We start from the raw sequence: 26786 nt of genomic DNA on the forward strand, positions 1-26786 counted from the left end.
GTGACGAGCGGACATCGATCGAACGCCGATGCGGCAGTTACTGCGCCGCGAGCCCATGACGAATCGAATAGCGGAACAACTCTGCGTTGTTACTCACGCCGAGTTTCTGCATCAAGCGCCGCTTATGCGTGCTGATCGTTTTGGCGCTCAGCGAAAACGCCTCGGCGATCTCGTTGATGCTGCGCCCGCTCGCGAGCAGACGCAGCACCTCGAATTCCCGATCGGAGAGGATCTCGTGCGGCGGCACGTCGCTCGAATGGCGTTCGAACACCACCGCATCGACGAGCGTCGGATCGATGAAGCGCCCGCCTGTTGCAAGCTTTCGAATGGCCGCCAGCAGCACTTCGGGATCGCTATCTTTCGTGACGTAGCCGCTCGCACCCGCGCGCAAAGCCCTCGAGACGACCTGCGCTTCGTTATGGATGCTCAGAATCAGGATCGGCATGTCCGGATATTCGCCATGAACGCGGCGAATCAGGTCCACGCCGCTGATACCCGGCATCGTGATGTCGAGCATCAGCAAGTCCACCTCACGGCATCGCAGCTTACTGAGCACGTCGGCCCCGCTCGCGGCTTCGTCGACCACCGTCACGTCGGTGGCGGTCGCCATGATCTGTTTCAAGCCGCTGCGGACTACGGCATGATCATCCGCGATCAGAATCTTGATCATCTTCTCTTCCATTCTCGACAGGAATACTGATCGACACGACAGTCCCCGAACCGGGTGCGCTGTCGATCTGCAATGAAGCACCTATGAGCCGTGCACGTTCGCTCATGCCCAGCAGTCCATAGGAATCGCGCGTGCCGGCGGCAGCCGGATCGAAACCGCAGCCATTGTCGCTGACGTTCAGGACGAGCCCACGTGCGTCGCGCATCATCGTGACGTAGACGCGCGTAGCGCGGGCATGACGTGCGATATTCGTCATCGATTCCTGGACGACCCGAAACAGCGCCGTTGCATGCGCGTCGTCGAGCTCGGGCTCGCCGGCATTGAGCACGAGCTGACATGGGATGCCCGTGCGCTTGCCGAAATCGTCGGCCAGCCATTCGAGTGCCGAAACGAGACCGAAATTCAACGCCGCGGGCCGCAGGTGATTCGCGACATTGCGCACCATCAGAATGGTCTGCTCGACCAGATCGCGCATGCCGTTCACCTTCCCGAGCAGATCGGGCGCGCCACTCAATCGCATTCTGAGCAATGATACGTCCATCTTCAAAGCCGTCAGCAATTGGCCGAGTTCGTCATGAATCTCGAGTGCGATCCGCTTGCGCTCTTCTTCACGTATCGCCTCCATATAGGCGCTCAGTTGACGCAACTGCTCGCGCGATTCGAGCAACGCCTGCTCGATGCGCCTGCGCTCGGTCATGTCGCGTATGCCGATATACATCGCGGGCTCGTCCTGGAACGTCGCGAGCCGGGCCGTCATGGCGCCCCAGAACGTGGTGCCGTCGAGCCGGCGCAGGAGCACGTCAGTGTCGCACGACATCCCCTGGATCCGCGCACGCTCGATGATTCTGCGTCGACCGCTTTCTTCGGCGTAGAGCAGGTTGCAGTCGACATGGCCCTGCTCGACCTCGCTCACGCCCATCAATTGCCGCCACTGCTCGTTCGCATACAACACGCGCGGTTCGGCGAGCGAGCCGATGCAGAGGGGCACCGGGCTTGCCTCGACGATCTCGCGCAGGCGCGCCTCGCTGACCTTCAGCCGCGCCTGGGCGCGTTCGCGCTCCTCGATTTCGGCGCGCAGATCGTCGTTCGCACGCGCGAGTTGCTCGGTACGGCGCGCCACGCGCAATTCGAGCTCGTCGCGAATGCGCGAAAGCTTGAACTCGGCCTTTTGCCTGACCCTCACCTCCTCCTGCAGTTGCCGGTTCTGCCTGACGAGCGTCATCTGCATTTCGCGCATGGCCAGATGCACGTTCATTCGGGCAACGACTTCGTCGATACGCACGGGCTTGGTCACATAGTCGACACCGCCCGCCATAAAACCTTCGACCATATCCCCCAGGCCATCGGCAACCGTCATGAAGATGACGGGGATGTCGCGTGTGGGTACGTCGGCCTTCAATCGCCGGCAGGTATCGAAGCCGTTTATGCCCGGCATGTTGACGTCGAGCAGGATCAGCTCGGGCTGGGAGAATCGCGCGCGCTCGATCGCTTCCGCACTGTCGAGCGCGATCAGCACGCGAAAGCCGCGCTCGCCGAGCGCATCGACCACCACGCCCAGGTTGGCGGGGTTATCGTCGACGATCAGCACGGTCGCGGTGCGCGGCTGGAGATCGGCAAACTGATTCACGGCGCGCCTCCCGCGTGCAGATGCCGCTCGACGAACGCGAGCAGCGCCTTCGATTGATAGCCGCGCGCAAGCGCGCGCAACGCCGAAGCGAGCGGCGCATAGCGGGTGTCGCGCGCACTCAGCGCATCCGCCCAGCCGCGCACGGCCCGCATATCGCCCATGCGCGCAAGCTCATGCAGCTCGCGCATCGACTCCGCCGGCGGCGTCGGCAGCAGGACGCTCGCGAGTTGCGCGAGATCGAGCGCGCGCCCCGCGGGCTGCGATGAATAAGTCCACTCGAGTCCCAGCAGCGCCGCCATTTCCGCCTGCAATCGTTCGAAGTCGACCGGCTTCGGTAAAAACACATTGGCACCGGCCGCGAGCGTTTTTTCGACGTCCGCGGCCGAGGAGCTGGCCGAGAGCGCCACGATCGGCACACCGCGGTATTCGCGCAATGCGCGCACGCGCTCGATGAATTCGAGCCCACTCATGCCGGGCATCACGATGTCGGTCAATATCAGCGAAACAGGGCTCCCGCGCCCTTGCGATTGCATCAGCGCGGCGAGGCCGTCGGCGGCCTTCTCGAGGGAGATCACCTCGAAGCCGAGACTGCCGAGCAGATCGGATACGATCGCGCGGTTGACAGCGATATCGTCGAGCACGAGCACCGTACGGCGCGCCCCGGTATAGCCGGTTGCGACCCGCTCGATTTCGCACGCGATCGCGTGCGTACCCGCCTGGATCGCGGCAGGCAGCTCGAAGCGGAAGACACTGCCTCGGCCGAGTTCGCTCTCGGCGGCGATTTCGCCGCCCATGGCGCGCACGAACTGCTGGCTGATCGCGAGGCCGAGCCCCATGCCGCCATCGTGGCCGCTCTTTTGCCGGCCTTGCTCGAACGGCAGGAAGATGCGCTCGAGCTCGTCGGCGCCGACGCCGCAACCCGTGTCGCGCACCTCGAAGCTGGCCCCGCCCGCGGTGCCGCGCCGCACGCGCAGCTCTACCGTCCCATGCGCCGTGAACTTGATCGCGTTCGTCAGCAAGTTCAACAGCACCTGCCGCAAACGGCGTTCGTCCGCGCGTACACCGAAGGGCACATCGGGCTCGATGTGGCAGACGAATCGAAGCCCCTTGTCGGTCGCCTTGACCACGATCACTTCCCTGATCGCGCTGACGGCCTCCGCCAGAGGCACATCCGCGACTTCGACACGCATGCGGCCCGCCTCGATCATCGCGAAGTCGAGCACATCGTGAATCAATGCCAGCAATTGTTCGCCGCAACGCTGAATGACGCCGACGGCCTCGCGTTGCGTCGCGCCGAGCGAGCCGTCGCGGCGAAGAATCTGCGCATAGCCGAGAATGCCGTTCAGCGGCGTGCGCAGTTCGTGACTCATGCTGGCGAGAAATGCGCTCTTGGCGCTGTTCGCGGCTTCGGCCGCGTGCCTTGCCTCGCGCTCGGCCGCGGCGTCGCGCTCGTCGAGATACGCGCCGTAGACGCGCAGCGCCATGGCATTGATGGCCAATACGACGCGATCGAGTTCGTCCGGTATCGTGCGCTTGCCACGCTCGAGTATCAACGGCACCGGCAGCTCGCGATAATCGTAGCGGGCAACGGCCCGGGCGATCGCGGCCAGATGTCGCGTCACGAGCCGGTTGAGCAGCCACGTGATGAACAGCGCGACGAGAAACGTACTGGCCGCCTGGTTCATGAGAATCAGCGCCGCCGTTCGCGCGAGCGAACGGTAAAGGCCGGCGAGCGTCGCTTCGACGTGCAGCGTGCCGATCTGCCGTTGCACCCCCTCCTGCCCCCTGCGCATGATCGGGTAGTCCCGCGCAATCGTCGCCGTCGCGCCGACGGAATGGCCGGCCGACACGATCAACGGATCGGCGCCGGCCTCCCGCACCTGGACCGCACTGATGTCGTCGAGCCGAAGCATGCCCTCGAGTTCGAGGTTCAGTTGCGACCGGTCGAGTCGCCACAGCGCTTCTGCGAGGCTGTCGCGGTAGATGCGGTCCACTTCGGAGAGGCGGCCCTGCACGTGCTCGACCCCCAGCCAGTAATCGCGGCACAGCTGCGCGGCGGTCAGCGCGAGCGTGACGACGCAACTGAACACGAATACGATGACGAACAACCGCACGACGACACTGCCGCGCACGCGATCGAGGGGGCGCCACCTGAGAATTGACGCGTTGAGATTCATATCGACTTCAGAAAAACCCTGCCTTCATGCCACCGGCGGCTCACTTGACCATCCAGTATTCCCCGGGATGTCGCGGTCCGCGTCCGACAAATACCGATTGTCGAGATGGATGACCGTACGGCGGGCCAGTTCGGCGCGTTCGAGCGCGGATCGGATATCGGGCTGCGAATCGAACAGCCGTTTGTATGAACCATCGCGATAGGCTGCGCGCAAGCCGGTCTCGATCGTGCTGGCGAGCGCATCGTCGTGCTTGCTCGTATAGAAAATGAAATCCGAGCGGTAAGCGAGCAACAGATGACGTTCGACGACGAGATCGGGATTGGCTGCCCCACGTGCCGCCAATTCGGTCCACGCTTCGACGACACCGCGCGGAAAATAATCGATGCGACCCGCCTCCGTCATCGGAAACAGCGAATCGTACGTCGACGTTTCGATATTCAGGCCCGCATCGCGCAGAATGCCCGTATCGACCCACCCGAAGCCCTGCCCGCCCGTCAACGTCTTCAGTTGGGCGAGCGAATCGATCTTGTCGAACTCGGCCTGGCGGTCCTTGCGAATCAGCAGGACACGATAGCCGATCAAGCCGCGATAGATCGGTATGCGCACCGGGCGCAGCATCGCTTCGTCGCGCGCCGACATGCTGACCCACGCCAGATTGATCGAGCGTCCCGCCGCCAGCTCGCGCAATGCCCGCTCGCGCTGCATTACGTCGCTCGAGCGGCGAATCGTGTAATCGGCATGCGCCTCGCGCATCGCAAGATCGAGCACGGCTTTCGCGAACAGCGCGCGCTGATCGTCGATGACCGTGAGCCGCGGATAGACGATGTCGAAGTGCTCGGCGCGCGCAAGGGGCGCGAACAGAGCGGTCAGCACAATCATCGCCGCGGTGACGACAGCGCGACACGAAAGCCGCGTGCCCGGCATCGCCTCGGCATGGCGCCGTAGGCGCGGGAGAAGCGTCTTGGCAGTCCTCAGCGGCACAACGAGACTTTCCGTTCAATATGTGGGACAGATGGAGCGCGCTGGCGACCGTCAGCGGGCCAGAGGCCATGCCGGCATGGACCGGACGACGCTGAGCATCGCACGATTGCCGGGAGTTTGGAAGCAGCCCAAACCCGGTCACCATTGTAAACGTCCTGCCGCCTCGCGGCCGATTCAACGGTCTGACGAAACGCTCGCGCGTCACTCAGCGCTGCGCACTCCGTCGACGGGCTCGACGAAACGCACGCCGCGCGCCGCGCGCAGTGCCGCGACGTCCTTTTCGATGTCGTGGCCTTGGCCGAGCGCGCCCAGCGAGTAGACGCCATCCTCGTTCGGGCCGCCGACGATCTGCAGATTGCGGGGCACGAGCAGCGCCTGGAGTTCGCCGGCAGTCATCGATGCGTCGACGACGAGCCGGATCGATGCCGGCGGCAACAGGGCATCGGGCGATGACAGCGTGCGGTAGGCGGCCGGCTGATGGGATACGCCAAGCGCGAGGAACCCACCCGCTTCGAGCAGCACCATGGCGGCCAGACCGCAGGCGACCCAGGCCCAGCGACTGCGGGCCGCCCCACCGGCCGCGGCGGCAACGTGCGGGACAGCGGGCTCATCCCGCGCCTCGACTTTTCGCATCAATCGGTCGAGCCCGCGCTCGACGGGCAGCTCGACCCCGCCGCTCGCATTCATGCCCGCATGCACACGCCGTTGACGAACGAGTTCCTCGCGACAATGGATACACTCGCGCAGATGTTCGTCGACCTCGCGTCGAACGGACTCGGAAGCGGTGCCGTTGACGACCCAAGGCAGCAAATCCCACACGCGCAGGTGAGTACGCTCGCAACCGTTGTCGGTCGATGTATTTTTCACTGGTCTTCCTCGGCAAAACCGGCCAACGCCGGCATGACATTGCGCAACTTGACACGGGCATGGAACATCCGGGCCTTCACCGTACTGACTGGCGAGCCCGTCATGTCGGCGATCTCATCGAGCGAATATCCCATCACGTAAGCCATTTCCATCACGAGGCGCTGCTCGGGCGTGAGCCTCGTCAACCCCTTGTTGAGCCAGTCGATCAACTCGTGATCGACACCGGGCTCGCCCGCCAGCGCCTCATGCTCGCCTTCCAACGATTCGGTGGGCAGCAAGCCTTGTCGCAGCGCCTTGAGCGTCACACGATAGGCGATGCCCATGAGCCAGGTCGAGACGCGCGAGTGCCCCCTGAACTCGTGGGCCTTTTGCCAGACGACGAGGAACGTATCGTTGACGACCTCCTCGATCAGGTCCTCCCGCCGCGTGAAGCGCGCCAGGAAACGGACGAGCCGGCGGTGGTATTCGCGGTAGAGCGAGGCCAGCGCGGCCTTGTCGCGCGTGGCGATGCGCGCCAGCAACGCGACGTCGTCGGCGTCGTTGCTGCGCGAGGCCGCCGCCTTGGGCCGCCCGATTGAAATCTCCACGACCGGCAACATGCAGTTCAGAATCCACCCAGTTCGATATTTCACTGTAGGTACCCGCCAGCATGAAAAAAGTTGCGACGTTTCGAATATCGAAAGCCGATGCAGGCCTCACTTTGCCGTCAACGCTCACAGGATCTAGATCGGGAAAGACGGATTCCGCTGTAGGGATTTCCTGATCAAGACGCCCCACGGGCCGCTGGGAACCTTTACGGCCAGCCGTTTCGTGGGGTAAGGAGTTCGGCACGCATGCTGTGACAAGCCGCACAACGGGCATGAACCTGACGCATCCGAGTTCCCGACAGCCGGCACTAACGGACAACAAGACTTCATTCATGAAGCCGGGCGCGACGGGAGCGCGTCCTACTTGGAGGTGACACCGCAACAACAAGCGAGCGTCTTATAAACGAAACATCTGTCATGAGAGACCAGTATGTTCACCGTCCGGTCGAACCACGCCGATGCCCCATGGCGCAGTGGCGGCGCCGTTATTACACGAAACGCTTCGTCGACGAAGCGCGCTGAAAGGAGGATAAAGTGCGATTCGCTCTTGTAACCGAGGACCCCCAGCTCACGGCCAGCCTGGCCGACTGTTTCGCCGACGAGGCGATTGCGGTCGACCCGTTCAGCGCCGAGCTGCCGCTCTTTCGCGCAATGCGCACGACGGCATTCGACGCCGTGCTGATCGATGCGAAGAACAACTCAATGCTCGTCAATTCGCTGCTGTCCTGGCGCAATTGCAATGCCGACTTATGCACGCCGGTCATCGTGCTGACGCCATTCTCCAACTGGTCGGCGATGCTGCGATGGATCAATGCCGGCGCAACCGACGTCGCCAGCCGTTTCGATCTCGAGCAAGTGCGGCTGCGTGTGCACGTCGCCCTGAGCCGCCGGACTCAGGAACGCGTCGACGACGTAATTGCCGTGGGGCCCTATACGTTGCGTCGCGACGTCGGCACGCTCACGATCGACGGCGAAGAGATTCCGCTGACGCCGCGCGAGTTCGCCATGGCGTGGCTTTTCTTTTCGAGCCCCGGCAAGTTTCTGAGCCGTGCGCAGATTGCAAGCAGCGTCTGGGGTGCCTGCGAGGACGTCGCGGGTCGTTCGATCGAACAGCACGTCTACAAACTGCGCAGGAAGCTGCGGCTCTCGGGCTGCACGGGCGCCAACCTGAAGACGGTCTACGCGCTCGGCTACAAGCTCGATCTCTCGGCGTCCGACGCGCCGGACGAGGAGCCGATACCCACGCCATCCGATTGCAAATCCCCCGCTTCCGGCTCGCCGGAACTGCCTGGCCGCCGTCTGCTGTCGGCCATGAAAGTGGCCGAGCTCTAAGAGCGCGGCTCCCCGCCTTTTTTCCTTCCGCTGTCCGTTATCGCATCGATCGTCGGAACCGACGATCGATGTCGCGCATCGGCGCTTGCCGGCATGCTTCATAGCTGCACGTGTATCGGGCCTCGTTCGTTCAGTTCGTTTCGCCGAGGTCCAGCGGAGTTCGCCGCTATCCGCGAGCGGACGGCCGGCCGCCGGGTATCGTCGATTCCGAGCGATGCGCCGTGCCCTTGCGTTCCCAGCCGGAACCCGGGTGGGCGCTTCGTCGCGCGGCGAAACACCCCGCATTGCCGGCAGGCAGTGCGCATCCACCATTCATGACGACGAGGTGACTCATGAGCGTATCGATCGATAATTCATTCGGCTCGGGCATCAATTCACTCGATTTCGCCAGCCCGATGGGCTCGGGCGGCAACAAGGTTCAACAACTCGAACAAATCCTGGCGGAAGTGCTGCAGATGATCGAGGACCTGCTCCAGCAGGCCATTCAAAAGCAGAACGCGCAAACCGGCATGGATACGAAGGGCGGCGGCGGCAACTCGTCACCCGATGCGGGCGGCGGCGGCGGCGGCGGCGCGCCGTCCGGCGCGGGCGGCCCCTCGGGCGCCGGCGGCGGAGCACCGGGCGGAGGCGGACCCTCGGGCGCAGGCGGCCCGTCGGATGCGGGCGGCCCCTCCGATGCGGGCGGCCCGTCGGATGCCACGGACGGTGGCCAGTCGACGTCGCTCGACTCGATGCTTCAGCAGATTCTCTCGATGCTGCAACAGCTCCAATCGCAAAACGGCCAGTCGGGCAACGGTCAGAACAACGACCAGATGATGCAGATCCTCGGCGAAATCCTGAGCATGCTGAAACAGATGATCGATGGAGCCGGCGGCGCGGGTGGCGGTGGCGGTGGCGGCGCAGGCGGTGGCAGCGGCGCGGGCGGTGCGGGCGGCGGCGGCGATGCCGGCGGCCCGTCGGGCGCGGGCGGTCCCTCCGGTGCCGGCGGTCCTTCCGATGCGGGCGGCCCCTCCGATGCCGGCGGACCCTCGGACGCAGGCGGGGGCAACCAGCCGCAATCGATCGAATCGATGCTTGCCGAAATCACGCAGATGCTCCAGCAACTGCAATCGCAAGGCAGCCAATCGGGCGGCAACGGCAACGGTAACGGGAACGGAAACGGAAACGGCGGAGGGACGAACCAGGAGCTGCAAATGCTCGGCGAAATCATCCAGATGTTGCAGCAGATCATGCAGCAGCAAAAGGCGTCGGGCGCGAGCGGCATCTGATCCCCGCGGAAGAGGCCGGCGCAACGCCGGCTTTTCACATTTCACAGGCACCGTTCGGAAGGATTTGCCATGAGCATTTTTTCGAAAATCAAGCACGGCTTCGAGCATCTGGGGCACGACATCGCGCACGTCGCGAAAGACGTCGGCCACGGGCTCGAAACAGCGGGTAAAGACATCGCCAAAGTCGGCGAAGGCGTGGTCAAGGGCGTGGAGGACGTGGGCAAGGCCATCGGCAAAGACGTCGCGCATGTCGCCGAGCACACGCTGCAGGCAGCGGACGACATGATACATGGCCACATTCAAAAGGCCTTGAATCAAGCGATGCAGGCCACGCAGGACCTCGCCAAGACCGCTTACGACGCCGGCACGGCCGGCGAGCAGGCCACCGTCGATTCGCTCGCCCACATGCACCTGAGCAAGAAGATGGACCATGTGATGGGCAAGGCCGAAAAAGGCATGCAGAAAGTGGGCGAAGGCATCAAGACCGGCGTCGGGATGGTCGGCCAGCAACTCGGGAAAGATGTCAGCACGGTCGGCAAGGACCTCGCGAAGACCGGCGGCGATGTCATTCACGGGCATTGGCAGAAGGCGCTCGACGATACCGTGAAGACCGCGCAGGACGGCTTCAATACGGTGGCCGACGCCAGTACCGCCGTGGGCCAAGCCACTGTCGATTCGCTCGCCAACATGCATTTGAGCAAGGGCATGGACCATGCGATGGGCAAGGTCGAGAAAGGCTACGACACCATCAAGAACGATGTGAAATCGAGCGTCGATCAGGTCGGTGCCCAGGTGGTCAACGGTACCGAAGGCATGATCAAGGATACCGTTCAGGCCGGCAAGGATGCGGTGCATGGTCATTGGGGCACCGCGTTCGGGGACCTCGGCAAGGCAGGCATGGATGCGATGGAAGTCGCCTCCGATCTGACGCCCGAAGGAGCGATGGCCGCCGTCGGCACGCAAGTGCTGGTCAACGCGCACATCGGCAGCCAACAGCTCGACGAGGCTATCGGCGGTGCGCTGCATGGCAATGTCGCGCAAACGGTGAAAGGTGTCGTCAAGAACGTCTCCGAAATGGAGATCGGCAACCAGGTGCAGGACAAGCTCGGCTCGCTGGAGTCGAAGGTCATGCCCGAAGGCGCTTCGGGCTCCGGCTCGGGGTCGGCCTATGCCGGCGTCGCGGCGGGCGCAGCACTCGGCATCGCCGGCAGCGGCGGATTCTCGATGGGCGGCAAGCGCTCGCATACTTCGTTCGAAGGCGGCGCGGGCGGATCGTCCAAGATGAAATTCAGCGAACGGTTGAGCGCGATGACGGGCCGCGGCGGCGGCAATTCCGCGCAACGCAACGAAAGCGCTGCCGGGGGACGCGAAACCAAGGAGGAAAAAGAGCAGCGTCGTGCCGATAACGCGCAGAACGCCTCCAGCAACACGGCCAATCAGGCCAACGGCGGCCAGGCCGGCGACAACGGCCAGGAAATGCTCGAGATGTTCCTGCTGCAGGCCGGCATGACGCGGCGCGACGATGCGAAGAAGCGTCGGGCGATGCTGACTGGCGACGCATGAGCGGCGCTCGTTAGCCCTCCCCGCTTCGAGCAGTGCAAAGGACCGGCCCGCCGGTCCTTTTTTATCGATGGCGTTTCGCCGCTGCAACGACAAAGGGACCGGCTCACCGCCCGGTCCCTTGCGCCGACTTGCGTTTCCCTTCCCGCGCTTCGATCCTATCTCGTTGGCAGTCCTAGAGGTGGGCCAGGCTGCCACGAAGGTGTCGTCGGTTGACCGACGGACGTCATCGGCTGGCCGACGGACGTCATCGGCTGACCGACGGAAGCCGTCGGCCCGCATCCCGCATCGCACGGCGCGGCATCGTCGGGCGAGGCCGATACGACGCGCGGCGTGAGCAGAAACAGCCGTTGAAACTTCTGCCCCTGATGATGCTTGAAGCGAAAGAGGCTCCCGATCACGGGAATCTTCGATAGCACGGGCACGCCCGTTTCGCTGCGATCGTCCTGGTTGACGGTATAGCCGGCGATGAGCAGGCTTTGCCCCTGATCGATCAACGCCTGCGTATCGATCGTGCTCTTGCTCACGACAGGTAGATTCCCCACACTCTGTCCTGTCAGATTGCCGTCTTCGATGTGCACGTCGAGCCGGATCTGCGGCTTGCCCTGATCCGAGACGATGCTCGGCAACACCCGCAGCGCCACGCCGGCCGATACGCTGAAGAGACTCCCCGATTCGAAGCCCTGGACCGGCACGTAAAACGTCTGCTTGTTGTCCATGATCGCTTCCATATTGTCCAGCGTGGCCACCTTCGGGCTGGCTGTGATATGGGCGTTGTCCGTTTGCTCCAGCGCGCTGATGCGGCTCAGCAGATACCGCCCGGTACCCCCGATGACCGCCGTCAACACGCCGCCCACCGGCGTCGCGGCCACCGCGGCGCCCGCTGCGGCCGTGGACAGCGAGCCGATCGTGCCGGGACTGCCCGGCGCGGGGAATCCTTGCGGATTGACCGAAGCCGGGAAACCGGTCTGCGTGTTCTGGCCGTTGCCGGTCTCGATGTCGACATGACCCGAGTGCAGGCGCCAATCGACACCGAGCTCCTTCAACCCCGTCTCGGTGATCTCGATGATGCTCGCGTCGATTTCGAGCACGCCGGGCCGGCGATCGAGCGAAGTGATGAGCTTTTCGAGCGCCGGCATCGCATCGGCGCGAGCGCGCACGAGGATCGCGTTGTTGCGTGCGTCGGCTCGGATGATCGGTTCGTCGGAGTGACCGGCGCTCGAGGACGAATCGGTACTCGTCGGACCGGGATCGTTGGGAAGCGGAGATACGACGGTGTTCGCGTCCGTACCGCGCATGTTCGCGGGCAGCGGCGGGTTGATCGCCGTGCGCGCCGAGCCGTTGCCGCCGAACATGTTGGCCATGGGGGGAAACGAACGGTCGCCCGCGCCGTAACCAGGGTTCGGATTGGCGCCCGAGCCACCGATATCGCGCAGCCGATAGGCGTCGTCTCCAGGCGCCGCCGTGGTGTCGGCGGCTCGCGCACCGGGGCTGTCGGGATAGAGACTGCGCAAGGTCGACGCGACACCGGCCACGACGACAGGCTGCCCGTTGATCGTCAACGTGCGATCGGTGGCCCAAGCATAGTGCAGTCGGAACGAGCGCACTTCCGGCGCATCGCTGCGCGCAACGTCATGATCGATCAGACGGGCGACATCGGTCACGAGCTCGACGAGGCGCGGCGGCCCCGAAACAACGGCCGTGCGCATCGCATCGTCGTAGAGCACGGGAAAGCGCGGATCGGTGATACCGAGCCTCGACAACGCGCCGCGAAGATCGCTCGTCGTCGCGTGGACGAGCCCGATCGTGGCGCTGCGCGCCTCGTTAGGCCCCGACACGCGCAACACCGAGCCATCGTAGTACCAGACAAAGCCGAACGAATCGGACAATCGGTCGAGAAAGCGCTGCGGCGTCTCGTCGAACCGCCCCGTGACGACACCGTCCACGTGCGGGGAAATCCAGGTCATGACGTTCTCGCTCGCACCGAGATCGCGCAGGACCTCCTTGATGTCCTTGTGGTCGGCCACGTACTGGAAATGATTCGACTTCCAAGGAATCGCTCTTGCCGATGCGTCAGGGCTGGCGACCCCCGCGCCGATCAGCATCGCGAAGACGAGCGCTTTCAGGCGCAGCTTGCGTCCGGGCATATTCATCGTTTTTGCGTTCCAGGCGGATAAGGGCTTCAGCGCGTGTGGGTGACGATCGTCTCGGAAGGCGACTCGTTGAAGTGCCGGCGATACCCCTTCGCCAGCGTCGAGCGGCTCTTGAGCCCCCACCGCGCCGCCGTGTCGTAGATCGACGGTGCCGGACCGTTTTCATCGAGCAGCGCCTCGCGAATGCCTTCCATGCGCAGCGACCGGATCAGCCCGCACGGGGTCACGCCGAGCGCGCGTTTGAACACGAGCTGAATCGTGCGCATCGTGACGTTCATCTCCGCCGCAACCTCGCGTGTGGTCAGATCCTCGCGGTCGATGTTCTCGATGATGTATCGATAGGCGCGCCGATATTTGGCGGGCAGCCGGGCGGAGACGTCGTCGTTGATCGCGGCGGCCGCGGCGCGCGGACGTGCCGTCGTCGCGCTGCGCACGGTCGCGGCTTCATTGCGCAGGCAACGCAGCGCTTCGGTCGTGTACTGCGAGTAGAACTTCAACGCGCGTACGAAATCGCCGCGTTGCGTGGCGACTTTCGCCATGCAGTAGAGGTAGTCGAAGTCGCGCCGCGGCTGGTCGCCGATTGCCGGCAGGTTGTCCATGATTTGCGCGGCGATGTCGTCGAGGCCGCCCGCCAATGCCGCAAGTGCGGTGTCGAGACATCCACGGAAGGTCAGTTGAGCATTCGTGACGCCCCGATTCAAGCGCGCATTGAGCAACGATGCGGGCGTGCCGCGGTCTCCCTGCGCGAGGCGCTCCATGCAGTGAAGCTCCTCCAGGCGCAGCGACAACAGCGCGGGGCTGGCCGCCACGACGCAGGCCGGCTCGATCTGCGCACGACCTCCGGCCGCCAGCGATACCGTCGTCAATGCCGATTGCCAGAAGGCATTGTCGTCGAGCGCGCGCGAAGCGCGGATCTTCAGGCGTACATCGAACTCCCGGGAAAGCAGCTCGACGATCAGGCGAAAGCGCGGCTCATCGAGATGGTCGGCAATTTCGGCGGCCTCGAGGAGCGCATCGTCGGCGGCCTGCTGCTGGGCCAGTTGATGATGCGAAAGCGCCATGCCGATGTGGGCCTCGATACGCTGTTCGGCATGCGCCTCGGCCTCCGAAGCCATACGAGCGAAGCTGCGCTGCGCGACGCTCAAGCGGCCGTGCAGCAGCGAGAGCCAACCCGTGTTTCGGCAAGACTGCACGCGCAGCTGATCGTCGTTTTTCCAAACCATCTTTTGCGCGCGGCGGTAATAGTCTTCGGCTTCCTCCCAATTGCCCAGCACGAGCGATACGTCGGCCAATGCCGTCAGTTCCTCATTGCTGCGGCTACGTGCCTGGGAATGCACGCGCTCGCTCAAATCGGCCGCGTCGTCCACCGCGCAATAGGCGCGCGCGAAGTCCCCGTCGAGGGTGGCGGCGCAATAGCGGGGCAGACTCTTGCGAAATTTCAACGCGGACAACAATGCCAGATAGACGGTCGGATACATTGCTCGACACTCGCTGTGTTCGCCCGACTTTCCACGGCCGATCGGGCGTTAGGCCGCGCATCGCATCGCTCGCGAAACCGTTGAGTCGATGCAGTGCTGACACTGATATTAGCGAGAGCTGTTCCGCGCAATCTCAACAATCTCAGCGCAGTACACAACAATTCTCAATCAGAAAAAACAATCCCTCGCATAAGAAATTCGGATGTTTTAGATCGCAATGCTCATCGCGTCCCATGGCCCGCACCCGGCGCCGCGAGCGCGGCCGCTTCGCGCCCGAACTCGTCGAGTCTCAGCGAACCCAATACCTGCTGCGCGAACACTCCTACCAGGAAAATCAGCATCAACAAACCGATCGCACCGCGCATCGGTTGGCTCAGCGCCGAGGGTTCGAGCTTTTCCGCCGCACGCGCCAGTATGCCGATCGAAAGATCGACCAATATCAGCGCGAGCATGATGGGCGTGCCAAGCTTGACGGTGGCGGACATGATCGAATCGGTGCGCGCGATGATGAAGCTTTGCGCGACATCGGTCATCGATGGCGTCAACGAAACGAGCGGCCACCATTTGAACGATTCGAACATCGCGCCCAGCAAAAATGTCATCCCGCCGCCCACATAGAACAGCGCAACGGCCATTTGCAAAAGCGTATTCGAGACCGGCGTGCTCTGATCGCCGCGCAGCGGGTTGTTCATCTGGACGCTGTTGTAGCCCGCCAGGTCGTCGATCAGCGTGCCGACGCACTGCGCGATGAAGAACACCGTCGAGGCGGCATAGCCCAGCACCGCGCCCAAAAACATTTCCTTCAGCGAAATCATCAGCAGCTGCGCGGAATTGACCGTATCGAAATAATGTTCCGGTTGCGCGGCGGCCACGAAAAACGCCAGCACATAGATGATGCCGTTGCGTGCGGTACCGGGCAGCATGTCGCCGCTCGTGGGCGGGAAGATCTGGAACGCCACCGCAATCCGGGCGGCGCTGATCGCCAGCGTCATGAAAAAACCTTCGTATTCGCCGAACAAATCGGCAAGCGCACGCCCTACGTGCAATCCATCGACCATCCTAGGCTCCTCGGTGCATACGGGCGGCCGCGGTTTCGCCCGCTTCTTCGTCGTTGCGTTCCTCGACACGGCGCTCGGCCGCCGCAATCGCCTTCTTCAATTGCTCGCGCGCGGCCTCGAGCGACGCATCCGCACGCCGCACGGCAATGCCGAGCTGCTCGACGGCTTGCTGCTGCGCCTCGGCCGCCTCGATCGCGCGCGTAAGCGCGGTGCGCGCCTCGTCCACCGCCTGTCCAAGCGGCTCGCGATAGCGGTCGTGATCGAGATAGGCCAGCGGCGACAATCCGTCGGGACTGCTGAGTAACTGAGCAATCCGTTCTTCGTGCGCGAGCCGTCGCGACTGTGCTCCCTCGAACACCTCGTTGGCCTGCTCCGTGGCTTCGATGAGCTCCTCGCGATGGCGGCGTGCATCGGCCAGCTCCTGCTCGAGCCGTTCCTTGGCGCGGGTCTTCGCGGCCACCACGATTTTCCAGACATGCAAGGCGGCCTGGGTCATGATCGGCGCATGTGGGCGTCCTACGCCTGTCCGAAGCCGCTGAGCAGATCGCGGGTCTCGTTCAGATCGGCCAGTTCGTCCGTGCGCTGACGCACGAACCCTTCGATGTCGTCGTGCATGGCGATGGCCTCGTCGGCGAGCGGATCGCTGCCGCTCTTGTACTCGCCGATCTGCAGCAGCATCTCGATCTCGTCGTACTTGGCCATCAGACGACGCACGCGCGACGCTCCCGCGCAATGCTCGGGCGAAGCGATTTGCGGCATGACGCGGCTCAGGCTGCCCAACACGTCGATCGCGGGGTAGCGATTGCGCGCGGCGATCTTGCGCGAGAGGATCAGATGCCCGTCCAGAATGCCCCGCACTTCCTCGCTGACCGGGTCGCCCCCCTCCTCGTCGTCGGCCAGCACGGTATAGAGCGCCGTGATCGAGCCCTCCCGTCCCATGCCCGCGCGTTCGAGCAAGCGCGGCAGTTCGGCGAATACCGAGGGCGGAAATCCGCGCCGCGTCGGCGGCTCGCCGGCGGACAGACCGATCTCGCGCTGCGCGCGCGCAAATCGCGTGAGCGAATCCATCATCAGCAAGACGCGCTGCCCGCGGTCGCGAAAATATTCGGCGATGGCCGTGCCGACGTGCGCCGCCTTCGCGCGCTCGATCGACGATCGGTCGGACGTGGCGCACACCACGACGCTGCGCGCCATGCCCTCCTCGCCGAGGATCAACTCGATGAACTCGCGGACTTCCCGCCCCCGTTCGCCGATCAGCACGATTACGTTCACGTCGCAATCGGTACCGCGTGCGAGCATGCCGAGCAACGTACTCTTGCCGACCCCGGCCGCCGCGAAGATGCCCATGCGCTGTCCTTCGCCGAGTGCCATGAGCCCGTCGATGACCCGAACGCCGGTGCCGAGTTGCGTCTCGATCATGCGCCGCTCGAGCGGATCGGGCGCCGGGGCATAGACGGGCACGCGGCACTGCGCGAGCACGGGCCCGAGCCCGTCCGCCGGTTCGCCGAGCCCGTCGAGCACGCGCCCGAGCAAGCCGGGCCCCACGGGGACCGACAACGGCTCGCCGCGGCCCGTCACACGCGTGCTGCGCGACACGCCCGTCATGCTGTCGAACGGTGCAAGCAACGCATGTTGCCGTCCGATACCGACGACTTCCGCCCGCTGCATCAATGTGCCGTCGGGCCGCCAGAGTTCGCACAATTCGCCGAGCTGGGCATCGATCCCGCCCACCTTGATCAACGTACCCACGGCCTCCAGTACCTTGCCGTACCGTTCGAACGAAGCGCTCGCGCCAAGCGCCGTCTCCAGGCGATCGGCGAGGTGGGCGATCGTACTCATATCCTCGCCCCGTTGGCGTCCGGGCCCTCGAACCGGTCGTGGCGGTTCGCACGCGCCGCGTCGTCGCGCGATTCGAGCCGGCCCGATGCGTCATGAGGGTCACGAGTCCCCTGCGGAGTATCGAACTGCCAGTCGTCATCGAGCGCGCCGCCGGCCGGCGGCGCTTTTGCGGCGGTCAAGGCGGCACCGTTGGCCAGCGCGCGTTCGAGACTTGCCAACTGCGCGCGCAGACTCGACTCGACGACGCCGTAGTCCCATTCGCAGACACAGGTGCCCTCGTCCATGTCGTCGTCGACGATAACCTCGAGATTGAGCGGCGGCGAAGCGTCGCGGGCAAGCTCGCCGAACAGCCGCTTCGCACTCTCGGCATCGGCAGGCGCAACGCTCACCGTCAGATGCGTCGCGTCGTCGATCGATCGTGCCACGGCAAGCGCGACGCGACGCATCAACGCGTCGCGGTCCGTCTCGGCGACCACTTGCTCGACCGCTTTCATCACGAGGCGCGCGAGGCGATCGGACGACGACTGCAGCTCCTCATGCTCGCTACGGGCGCGCGCCGCGAGCCGCGCGTGCGCCTCGGCCAGCGCGCGCCGATGGCCGGCCGCATAGCCGAGCCGCGAGCTGTTGTCGAACTTGCGCCGCGCCGCCTCGACGAAGGCGTCGGCTTCGCGACGGGCCGCTTCGATGAGCTCGCGCGCGTGTTCCGTGGCCTCGCGCATCGTCGCATGCACGACTTCGTCGAGTGCTCCCAGCGCGTCGTTCAATTCGGTCACGCGTGCAAGCTCGTCCGCGCGCACGACATCGGTATCGAAGGCGAGCACTTTCGGTTGTGCTTTCAACCAAATAACCATTGAAACTCCGGGAACAAATCGCCTGCCATGGAAAAGAATCGGCTCGTGTCGCTCTCGCCCGCGGGCGCCTTCGCAGCACTCGCCCGGCTCGCCACGCCCGCCCTGGCTGTCCGGTCGGCGCCGGGGCGCAGCATCCGTTGCCAGCGCTCGCCTCCCGCGACGCGGGCGAGGCTCAGCTCGACGATATTGCCGAGCGTTGCGTTGCCGCATGCCCCCTCGCCCGAGATCATTTGCCAGCCGCGATCTGCCAGGATGTCGGGTGCCAGATCGTCGGGCAACGGGTCGGCGCTTGCCATCGCCGCTGGCCGATCCTGCAGCTGTGCAAGTGCTTCATCGCCGAGCGCAAGCGCGAGCGCACGCCGCCGATCGCGGTCGATGCAACGGCGAATGCCGTCCTGGCAACGGATCAGCGCGCGTGCCGCCAGTACACGGCGCAGCGCTGCGGGCGCCAGAATGGCGATGCGGTTGCCCGGCTGCAGGAATGCGTCGAGCGGCACCGGCTCGGAAAACCAAAGGCGCCGGCAGGCCGCGATCCTCAGCGCCATTGCGCGCGGCTCCGATGTTCGCGGCTCACTCGCGTCGCCAGCCGTCGACGTTTGCGCGAGCGCCGAGGCCAACTCCAGCACCCTCGCCTCGAAGCCGGCCAGCATGCGGATGAGCGGATGATCGGCACTGCTCATGATGCGGCCGCGGGCTTCCGGACCTTGCCCTTGACGCGCTGAAGCCAGCGCGCGGGCGCCCCGTTTTTCAGTGCTTTCGGCAGAAAGAACGCGCCGAAAGCAAGCGCACTCGCGAGCGCACCGAGCACGGCCGCGCCGACGGTCCAGACGACAGGCAGTCCGCCCGCCGCACTGCCGCCCGCCGAGTTGCTCGATTGCGGCTCGGAGGCCTGCACCAGCGTGACACTGACATTGTCGTAGGACAGTCCCTCGACGCTGTGAACGACCAGATTCTTGATGCTCGGCACGAGCGCCTGCACATCGGTGCCGGATTGATACTTGATGAATACAGCAGCCGACGAAGGCTTCACGGTACTGGACAGCGGATCGTTATTCGGCAAGACGATCTGCACCTGCGCGAACGCCACGCCGTCGACGCGCGAGAGCGTCTCCGACAGTTGCTGCGACACGCCGTAAATGAAGCGCACGCGCTCTTCGGTCGGCGTGGAAATCAGCCCGTCCTTCTTGAACAGGTCGCCCAGCGACGTGTATTTCTGATGCGGCAAACCGTGTGCTCGCAGCACCTCGGTCGAACGCGCGAAGTCCGCGCCATCGACCGATACCGTCCAGCTCTTGCCTCCATCGGGCGACGATTTGCTCGCATCGATACCAGCCTCGATCAACACACGCATCAAATCGTTGGCGTCCGGCTCGGACAGCTGCGCATACAACTGCTTGCTGCATCCTGCCAACAATGCGGCAGCCAGCGCCGCAATCGCCAGCGCGCGCACTAGAGATGGAACACGGCGCATCGCGCTCTCCCGTCATTGATTCTTCATCAGTGTTTGCACAGTGCTCTTGCCGCCTTGCGCGACCGCCGTACCTGTGTAGATCTTCACCATCTGCTCGGTGATTTCGTGCTGAATCTGAAGCGATTGGGCCTCGACCTGCTGCATCGACATCGAGCCGCTCGACGCCTCGAACGCGTCGATCTTTTCCGTCAGGGCACCGAAGGCCTCGTCTTGTGCGGTGACGGCCTCGGATACCATCGACGGGCCTTGTATGTGCGCACCCTGCTCGGGCACGAGCCGCGCCTGCGCGAGCGCGTCGCGAAAGCGGTCTCCGAGGCCGGCTGGGGCCTGCGCGCCCATCGCGGCTTGCGCGGCGCCGGTCACGCCGCCGGCGGGCTCGGCAAACGAAACGGACGGCGGCGGGGCAATGGCTGCTATTGCGGAAGTCATGAGCTGTCTCCTCAGGCGCGCATGTAGCTGAACGACATCGCTTGCCGAAGCAGATCGGCCGCCTCGGTTTTGCCTGCCGTCTGCGTGTCGTCGCGTTCGGTTTTCTCGCGCTTGCCCATCAGCAGGTTCATGAGGCCGACCGATTCGGCGTCCTCGTCGCGCGTAAGCACCTGGTTGGCATAGATCCGCCAGCCCGAATCGCCGAGCGACGAGAGGCACACGGCCAACAGCGCCGTGACGTAGGGACCGAACGGCGGCTGCAGCTCGCGGCCCTCGAGCTGCCGCAGCAGTTGCGCCGCGTCTTCCATGCGATTGCGCCGAATCAGGAGCCATGCATCGTACGCATTGAGCTCGACGAAGTTCGGACGCATCAGGTGTAGCGCCGCCAGCAGGCGGTCCGCCTCGTCCAAGTGCCCCTTGCGCGCCGCCCAGGTCAACAACTCGACCAGTGCGGACACCAGGCGATTGCTGCATGTCGTGAGATTCATCGTTACACCTCGCGAAGTTCAGATTCGTCAATCAGGGCGACAGCCGTGCCGCCCTCATCGGAAGCTGCGCCGCCGACGTCCGTAACGTATCCGGGCCGAACCGGCGCGCTTGACACAGACAGCGAATTCCGTGGCCCGCCAGCGAACCCGGAGCGCGCCGGCGGCACGGCCCACGTGGATTTCGCCGGCCGACGCGCGGTTTCGTCGCAGGTGTCGCCGCCTGAACGCACGCTACGCGAGACTTCGACCATTCCCACTCACCGCGCGCATACGGAGCGTCAGCCGATGTCCGACGAGAAAACCGAAGAGCCGACAGACAAGAAGCTTCGGGACGCGCGTCGCGATGGCGAAACGGTCAAGAGCGCCGATCTGTCGTTTTCGATGCTGTTGATCGCCGCAGCGCTCGGGCTGTCGTTGGCGGGACCGGTCATGGGCCAACACCTGCGAGCCCTGCTTGGCTTCGCGCTCGACATGCGGTTCGCGAGCGGCACGGATGCGGATTTGCGGCGGGCCATGGGCCGCATCGGCATCGAGGCGCTGCTGCTGTCGATACCGGTATGGGTCGCGATGGTGGCCGCGGCGGTCGCCGTCGCGTCGCAGGTGGGTTTTGCGATCTCCTTCAAACCGCTCGAGCCGAAGTTCAATGCGATCAACCCGGCCTCGGGCTTGAAGCGGATGTTTTCGCTGCGTTCGTTCATCGATCTCGCGAAGATGCTCGTCAAGGCGGTCGTGCTGGCCGCGGCGCTCTACAAGACGATGATGGGCCTCGTGCCGCTGATCGTCGGCGTGGCCTACGAACCCGTGCTCGACCTCATCGAGATTTCGTGGTCGGCGCTATGCCGGCTGTTCGCGGTGGGCGGCGTGCTCTATCTCGTGCTCGGCGTAGCCGATTACGGCATTCAAAAATGGCTCTTCATTCGCGATCACCGCATGAGCAAGGACGAGGTCAAGCGCGAGCACAAGGATTCGGAAGGCGACCCGCATTTGAAAGGTAAGCGCAAGCAGGTGGCCAAGGAAATCGTGGAAGGCAATCCCGAGAAGGCCGTGGCCGGCGCGCAAGCCGTCATCGTGAACCCCACGCACTACGCCGTCGCCGTGCGTTACATGCCCTCGGAGTACGAGCTGCCGCGCATCGTCGCGAAAGGCGTCGACGCCGATGCACTCGAGATTCGACGGATGGCCGAGCGTCACGGCGTGCCGATCGTCGGCAATCCGCCGCTCGCCCGGGCGCTGTATCTGGTGCCGCTCGACGATGCGATTCCCGAATCGTGCTTCAAGGCCGTTGCCGCGGTACTGGCCTGGGTCGAAGACATGGCTGCGGCAAGGCGCGGCGATGCACCGAACGCACCGCCGGACGCGCCGAATCCGCAAGCTCAACCCCATCGAGGCTTACCGTCATGACCAAGAACGCCACCATGTCGAGCGTGTCGCAATACAGCGGGGAGGTCGGCATCGCCGGCGTCATCGTCGCTGTCGTCGCGCTGATGATCCTGCCTCTGCCGACGTTTCTCATCGATACGCTGCTCGGGATAAACATTACGACGAGCGTCGTGCTGCTGATGGTGACGATGTACATCCCGAAGGCGACGTCGCTGTCGGCCTTTCCGTCGCTGCTGCTGTTCACGACGCTCTTTCGCCTCTCGCTGAACATCGCCTCGACGAAGTCGATTCTGCTGAACGCCGAGGCCGGCCACATCATCGAAAGCTTCGGCGAGCTCGTCGTCGGAGGCAATCTCGTCGTGGGTCTCGTCGTCTTTCTGATCATCACGACGGTGCAGTTCATCGTGATCGCAAAAGGCTCGGAGCGGGTTGCGGAGGTCGGCGCGCGCTTCACGCTCGACGGCATGCCGGGCAAGCAGATGAGCATCGATGCCGACGTGCGGGCCGGCAACATGACCGCCGAGCAGGCGCAAAAGCGCCGCGCGCTGCTCGCGATCGAAAGCCAGCTCCACGGAGGGATGGATGGCGCGATGAAGTTCGTCAAGGGCGATGCGATCGCGGGTCTCGTCATCACGATGGTCAATATTCTCGCGGGCATCGTCATCGGCGTGAGCTATCACGGCATGTCGGCGGGGGAGGCGGCGAGCCGATTTTCGGTGCTGTCGATCGGCGATGCGATGGTCTCGCAGATTCCGTCGCTGCTCATTTCGGTCGCGGCGGGCGTGCTGATCACGCGTGTGGCCGACGAAGACAGCACGCCGCGTTCGCTCGGTACGGAAATCCTCGAGCAACTCTCGGGCAACTCTCGCGCCCTCTTCGGGTCTGCCGCACTGCTGTGCGGCTTTGCGGCCGTGCCTGGATTCCCCTGGGAACTGTTTCTCGTGCTCGCGGGCGGGCTGGCGGCCGCCGGCTTCGCGCTGCGGCGCAAGCAGCGCAAGGACAACGAACCGGCCGGCCCCGAGCTGCCCGCCTTGACGCGCGAAGGATCGAAGGAAAACGCACCCACGATCTCGACCAAAGCGCCCGCGTTCGCCGTCCCGCTGGCGATTCGATTCTCGCCGAAGCTGGCTTCCCTCATCAACGCGGCCAAGCTCGACGAAGCGTTCGAACAGGGGCGCCGCGCATTGACCGCCGACCTCGGCCTGCCGTTTCCGCGCACGGCGCTCTGGGTGGACGACGCCTTGCCCGATCACTGCTATCAGCTGCTCGTGCAGGACGTGCCCTCGGTTCCGCTCGACCTTCCGCCGAATCTGAGCGTGGTGCGCAGCGTACCTGATGCGTTGCGCGACGCATTCGAAGCGCGCCGCGATGTCGCCGGGCTCGACGAGAGCTATTGGATCGACACCGCCCGCCTGCCCGCTGAGTCGAGCCGCGACGTGGTGAGCCGCGAAGCGTTGATTGCCGGTCATGCGGTGGCGCGCCTCGGCTCCGACGCAAAGCTTTTCATCGGCCTGCAGGAAACGCAGTGGCTGCTCGAGCGCGCAGGCACCGACTATCCGGGCCTCGTGGCCGAAGTGCAAAAGGCGCTGCCGGCTCAGCGGATCGCCGAGGTCCTGCGCCGCATGCTGGAAGAGCAGGTGCCGATTCGCAACATGCGCGCGATCCTCGAAAGCCTCGTCATCTGGGGCCCCAAGGAAAAGGATCTGCTGATGGTGACCGAATACGTGCGCGGCGATCTGGGCCGCTTCATCGCCCACCGGGCGACGGGCGGCACCGGTGAATTGCCCGCGATCGTACTGGACCCGGAAGTCGAGCAGACGATACGCCAGGCCATCAAGCCGACACCGGCCGGCAACTTTCTCGCACTCGAGCCTGCCATCGTCGATACGCTGCTGCGCAATCTCGAAGGCATCTGCGGCGCCGAGCCCGTCAAGCATCTGGCCGTCATCGCTGCGATGGACATTCGCCGTTACGTGCGGCGGATGATCGAGCAGCGGCTGCCCTGGTTGCACGTCTACTCGTTCCAGGAGCTCGGATCCGACGCGCATCTGACGCCGGCCGGGCGGCTGACTTTCTGATGCGGGAGCCGTCATGAGCGAGCGCGTACGCCAACCCCAGGATATTCGCATCGTACCCGCGGGTGCGGCCGCCGGAAGTGCGATATCGCCGCGCTCGCCGTCCCCGAGCGCGACCGCGGTACAGATTTTCAGGCTACTGGCAAGCCAGGCGCAAGGACAGCCGCTATCGGCGAACGCACCGGCCGGCGACGGGGCGTCGGTCGACGAACCCGATGCTCAGGCATCGTCTTCGACCGATCAGGGAGCGGCCGCCATCGTGTCGGCCGAGCCGCGCGAACAGCAACCGCCGTCCGTTCCGGCTTCGGGCCCCCACGATCAGCCGAAACAGGACACGTCGCGCGGCGGCGCCTTGTCGGGCTTGCGATCCACGGCTCAGCGCGAAGCGCAAAAACCCGAACCGCCCGAACACGATGCCGCGCTCGGCAAGCAGATCGTGCATGCGTGCGCCACGGCCGCGCATGGCGAGCTCTTCACCCGCGAGCTGGCCGATCGCATCGCGCGCTTTTGCTCGATGTCGGGTGCGTCGGACGACGCATCGTGGGCCGTCACGCTGCCGATGAATCCCGCGGTGCTGCCCGATACGCTGTTGCATCTGCAACTTTCGCCGTCGTCCATCGGTATTCGCTTTGAAACGTCGAGTGCGCGCTCGACGCAATTAATCTCAGACAACACCGACGCCTTGCGCACCCGATTGAGCGACGCCCTGGGCCGCCACATCGACGTCGAGCTCGCCGCGTGACATACGCCCGAAACGCACCTGCGCCACGAGGATATCCAGCAGACCATGAACGACGCCCTGCCGACATTGCTCGAAGGCAAGCTACCCCGCTACACGAGCGCGCTCGCTCAGCTGACTCGCGCGCTCGCGCTCAGCCATTCGGCGCATCCGGCGGCTCAGCTCGGGCTGCGCGTACGCGGGTTCGAAGCGAGTGCGTTCGAAGCGCCGCTGACTCTCACGCTCGATAGCACGCATGGGCCGATTTCGGTCGTCGCCGACGCTGCAGAACATTCCGCACTCCTCAGCATTGCGCTCGATAGCGAACCCAAGCGGGCGAGCGCACTGGCCAATATGTGGCTCTCCGAGTGGCTCGCACGCCTCGATGCCGGCGACGGCATCACGCCGTCGGTCAAATCCATCGCGTTGGGCGCGCATGCCGCCGACGTGCATGGACTTCAGCTTTCGGTCGATGCAGGCGGCGGCCACGTCAAGCTCGCCGTCGTCGACCTCCCCGCTGCTCTTGCGGACGATTACGAACGCGCTTGGGCGCACCCGTGCGCGCAGGTGCCGCACGACACCGTCAACGACATCGTGGTGCCGGCGGCCATTCGGCTGCGCAACCGCCTGTGTTCGCCGGCGACGCTCGCGTCGCTGCGACGCCACGACGTGCTGCTCGGCTGGCAACCGGGCCACCCCTACATCGAAGGCGGCGCCATAGAACAAGCCTCGCTACGCGTGGGCGCCCCTCGCGGCCGCCAACTGCGGGCCGGCGTGCGCGTCGATCCGCATACCGTTACTCTGGAGACCCCCGTGACCCTTGCCACCGCCGCCCAACCCGACGATTTCGACCCGCTCGCGGGCGCATCGATCGATCCATCGAGCGAGCCGCTCGTCCCGGTCGGATCGATCGAGCTGCCGGTTCATGTCGAGCTGCTCAGCGTCAATCTGAGCGTCGCCCAGCTGGGTTCGCTGCAGCCCGGCTACGTGCTCGACCTTCCGCTGCCGCTCGCCGATTCCGCGGTCCGACTCGTTTCGTACGGTCAGACGCTCGCGTTCGGCAAGCTCGTCGCAGTCGGTGACAACCTCGGCGTGCAGATCAACCGCATGGCGGCCAGCGATGAACGGCAATCTTGACGTCGCCTCGCTGCTCGTCGCGCTGCTCGCCTTCGGCCTGCTGCCGTTCGCAGCAATGGTGGTCACGTCCTACACGAAGATCGTCGTGGTGCTCGGTTTGCTGCGCAACGCGCTCGGCGTACAGCAAGTGCCGCCGAGCACTGTGCTCAACGGCATCGCCATGATCGTGACCTGCTTCATCATGGCGCCCGTGGGCATGGAGGCCGTGCATCGCGCTGAGCTTTCGAGCGACCAGACGGCGACGAGCCAGGTGATGCCGATTTTCGATGCCGCCCGCGAGCCGTTCCGCCAATTCCTGCTCAAACATACCGATGAACGCGAGAAGGCGTTTTTCATGCGCTCGGCGCAGCAGATCTGGCCGGCGGACAAGGTCGCAAGTCTCAAGCCCGACGATCTCGTCGTGCTGGCTCCGGCGTTCACGCTGACCGAGCTGACCTCGGCATTCAAAATCGGTTTCCTGCTCTACCTCGCATTCGTCGTCATCGATCTGATCGTGGCGAACCTCCTGATGGCACTCGGGCTCTCGCAAGTGACGCCTACCAATGTGGCGATTCCGTTCAAGCTGCTGCTGTTCGTGTCGATGGATGGATGGTCGACGTTGATTCACGGCCTCATCTCGACGTACAAGTGAAGGAGTGAA

The 26786-nt window shown here is 64.7% G+C and carries 24 protein-coding genes; 8 read left to right on the forward strand and 16 right to left on the reverse strand.

Annotated elements, in window-relative coordinates:
• Nucleotides 1–37: 37 nt before the first annotated feature.
• The 6 genes from ACR9ZC_RS19185 to ACR9ZC_RS19210 form a co-directional block, all read right to left on the reverse strand.
• Nucleotides 38–670 (reverse strand): response regulator transcription factor, encoded by a 633-nt coding sequence (locus ACR9ZC_RS19185; protein ID WP_331568480.1) that lies wholly within the window; start codon nt 668–670, stop codon nt 38–40.
• The gene (locus tag ACR9ZC_RS19190; RefSeq protein ID WP_481581510.1) at nt 645–2297 is read right to left on the reverse strand and encodes a response regulator; all 1653 of its coding nucleotides are present in this window, start codon (nt 2295–2297) and stop codon (nt 645–647) included. Before ACR9ZC_RS19190 ends, ACR9ZC_RS19185 begins: the two co-directional genes overlap by 26 nt.
• Nucleotides 2294–4474 carry a hybrid sensor histidine kinase/response regulator gene (locus ACR9ZC_RS19195; protein ID WP_481581511.1) on the reverse strand — a complete coding sequence of 727 codons (2181 nt, stop codon included), beginning with the start codon at nt 4472–4474 and terminating at the stop codon, nt 2294–2296. The genes ACR9ZC_RS19190 and ACR9ZC_RS19195 overlap by 4 nt, the downstream gene beginning before the upstream one ends.
• Before the next feature lie 24 nt (nt 4475–4498).
• Nucleotides 4499–5455 (reverse strand): hypothetical protein, encoded by a 957-nt coding sequence (locus tag ACR9ZC_RS19200; protein ID WP_481581512.1) that lies wholly within the window; start codon nt 5453–5455, stop codon nt 4499–4501.
• A gap of 201 nt (nt 5456–5656) precedes the next feature.
• Nucleotides 5657–6322, reverse strand: a complete 666-nt coding sequence (locus ACR9ZC_RS19205) for an anti-sigma factor (RefSeq protein WP_481581513.1) — start codon at nt 6320–6322, stop codon at nt 5657–5659.
• Nucleotides 6319–6954 (reverse strand): RNA polymerase sigma factor, encoded by a 636-nt coding sequence (locus tag ACR9ZC_RS19210; RefSeq protein ID WP_481581514.1) that lies wholly within the window; start codon nt 6952–6954, stop codon nt 6319–6321. The genes ACR9ZC_RS19205 and ACR9ZC_RS19210 overlap by 4 nt, the downstream gene beginning before the upstream one ends.
• A gap of 489 nt (nt 6955–7443) precedes the next feature.
• Here ACR9ZC_RS19210 and ACR9ZC_RS19215 point away from each other — a divergent pair, with 489 nt between their 5' ends.
• From ACR9ZC_RS19215 to ACR9ZC_RS19225, 3 genes are all read left to right on the forward strand, one after another.
• A complete protein-coding gene (locus ACR9ZC_RS19215) occupies nt 7444–8241 on the forward strand; it encodes a response regulator transcription factor (protein WP_481581515.1) in 798 nt (265 codons plus the stop codon).
• 332 nt (nt 8242–8573) lie between these two features.
• Nucleotides 8574–9509 carry a hypothetical protein gene (locus ACR9ZC_RS19220; protein WP_481581516.1) on the forward strand — a complete coding sequence of 312 codons (936 nt, stop codon included), beginning with the start codon at nt 8574–8576 and terminating at the stop codon, nt 9507–9509.
• Nucleotides 9510–9578: 69 nt separating this feature from the next.
• Nucleotides 9579–11072: a hypothetical protein gene (locus tag ACR9ZC_RS19225; protein ID WP_481581517.1), complete on the forward strand. Its 1494-nt coding sequence runs from the start codon at nt 9579–9581 to the stop codon at nt 11070–11072.
• A 155-nt stretch (nt 11073–11227) separates the two neighbouring features.
• Here the strand turns inward: ACR9ZC_RS19225 and sctC are convergent, their stop codons facing one another.
• From sctC to ACR9ZC_RS19275, 10 genes are all read right to left on the reverse strand, one after another.
• Complete coding sequence (gene sctC / locus ACR9ZC_RS19230) at nt 11228–13222, reverse strand: type III secretion system outer membrane ring subunit SctC (protein ID WP_481581518.1); 1995 nt, start codon at nt 13220–13222, stop codon at nt 11228–11230.
• 29 nt (nt 13223–13251) lie between these two features.
• Entirely contained in the window at nt 13252–14700 is a 1449-nt protein-coding gene (locus ACR9ZC_RS19235; protein ID WP_481581519.1) for a helix-turn-helix transcriptional regulator, read from the reverse strand.
• Between the two features lie 221 nt (nt 14701–14921).
• Nucleotides 14922–15758 carry a type III secretion system export apparatus subunit SctT gene (gene sctT, locus ACR9ZC_RS19240; RefSeq protein ID WP_331568469.1) on the reverse strand — a complete coding sequence of 279 codons (837 nt, stop codon included), beginning with the start codon at nt 15756–15758 and terminating at the stop codon, nt 14922–14924.
• A 1-nt stretch (nt 15759) separates the two neighbouring features.
• On the reverse strand, nt 15760–16254 hold the full coding sequence (locus tag ACR9ZC_RS19245; RefSeq protein ID WP_440562588.1) for a hypothetical protein: 495 nt from the start codon (nt 16252–16254) through the stop codon (nt 15760–15762).
• A 20-nt stretch (nt 16255–16274) separates the two neighbouring features.
• Entirely contained in the window at nt 16275–17597 is a 1323-nt protein-coding gene (locus tag ACR9ZC_RS19250; protein WP_331568467.1) for a FliI/YscN family ATPase, read from the reverse strand.
• Complete coding sequence (gene sctL, locus ACR9ZC_RS19255) at nt 17594–18448, reverse strand: type III secretion system stator protein SctL (RefSeq protein WP_481581520.1); 855 nt, start codon at nt 18446–18448, stop codon at nt 17594–17596. Before sctL ends, ACR9ZC_RS19250 begins: the two co-directional genes overlap by 4 nt.
• On the reverse strand, nt 18433–19128 hold the full coding sequence (locus ACR9ZC_RS19260) for a type III secretion protein HrpB4 (RefSeq protein ID WP_481581521.1): 696 nt from the start codon (nt 19126–19128) through the stop codon (nt 18433–18435). Before ACR9ZC_RS19260 ends, sctL begins: the two co-directional genes overlap by 16 nt.
• Complete coding sequence (gene sctJ / locus ACR9ZC_RS19265; RefSeq protein WP_481581522.1) at nt 19125–19919, reverse strand: type III secretion system inner membrane ring lipoprotein SctJ; 795 nt, start codon at nt 19917–19919, stop codon at nt 19125–19127. The genes ACR9ZC_RS19260 and sctJ overlap by 4 nt, the downstream gene beginning before the upstream one ends.
• A gap of 12 nt (nt 19920–19931) precedes the next feature.
• A complete protein-coding gene (locus tag ACR9ZC_RS19270) occupies nt 19932–20348 on the reverse strand; it encodes a hypothetical protein (protein ID WP_331568463.1) in 417 nt (138 codons plus the stop codon).
• An 11-nt stretch (nt 20349–20359) separates the two neighbouring features.
• On the reverse strand, nt 20360–20836 hold the full coding sequence (locus tag ACR9ZC_RS19275; RefSeq protein ID WP_173256244.1) for an HrpB1 family type III secretion system apparatus protein: 477 nt from the start codon (nt 20834–20836) through the stop codon (nt 20360–20362).
• Between the two features lie 285 nt (nt 20837–21121).
• Between ACR9ZC_RS19275 and sctU the strand changes: the two genes are divergently transcribed.
• From sctU to sctR, 5 genes are read left to right on the forward strand one after another with little or no spacing between them, the layout of a single operon-like run.
• Nucleotides 21122–22237 carry a type III secretion system export apparatus subunit SctU gene (gene sctU / locus ACR9ZC_RS19280; RefSeq protein ID WP_481581523.1) on the forward strand — a complete coding sequence of 372 codons (1116 nt, stop codon included), beginning with the start codon at nt 21122–21124 and terminating at the stop codon, nt 22235–22237.
• Nucleotides 22234–24294, forward strand: coding sequence for a type III secretion system export apparatus subunit SctV (sctV, locus tag ACR9ZC_RS19285; RefSeq protein ID WP_481581524.1), 2061 nt, complete (start codon nt 22234–22236; stop codon nt 24292–24294). Before sctU ends, sctV begins: the two co-directional genes overlap by 4 nt.
• 13 nt (nt 24295–24307) lie before the next feature.
• Nucleotides 24308–25033, forward strand: a complete 726-nt coding sequence (gene sctP, locus ACR9ZC_RS19290) for a type III secretion system protein SctP (protein ID WP_481581525.1) — start codon at nt 24308–24310, stop codon at nt 25031–25033.
• Nucleotides 25034–25078: 45 nt separating this feature from the next.
• Nucleotides 25079–26146, forward strand: coding sequence for a type III secretion system cytoplasmic ring protein SctQ (sctQ, locus tag ACR9ZC_RS19295; RefSeq protein ID WP_481581526.1), 1068 nt, complete (start codon nt 25079–25081; stop codon nt 26144–26146).
• Complete coding sequence (sctR, locus tag ACR9ZC_RS19300) at nt 26130–26777, forward strand: type III secretion system export apparatus subunit SctR (RefSeq protein WP_331568457.1); 648 nt, start codon at nt 26130–26132, stop codon at nt 26775–26777. Before sctQ ends, sctR begins: the two co-directional genes overlap by 17 nt.
• Nucleotides 26778–26786 lie beyond the last annotated feature (9 nt).

It is taken from the genome of Trinickia sp. HAY1-2D, from assembly GCF_056754935.1.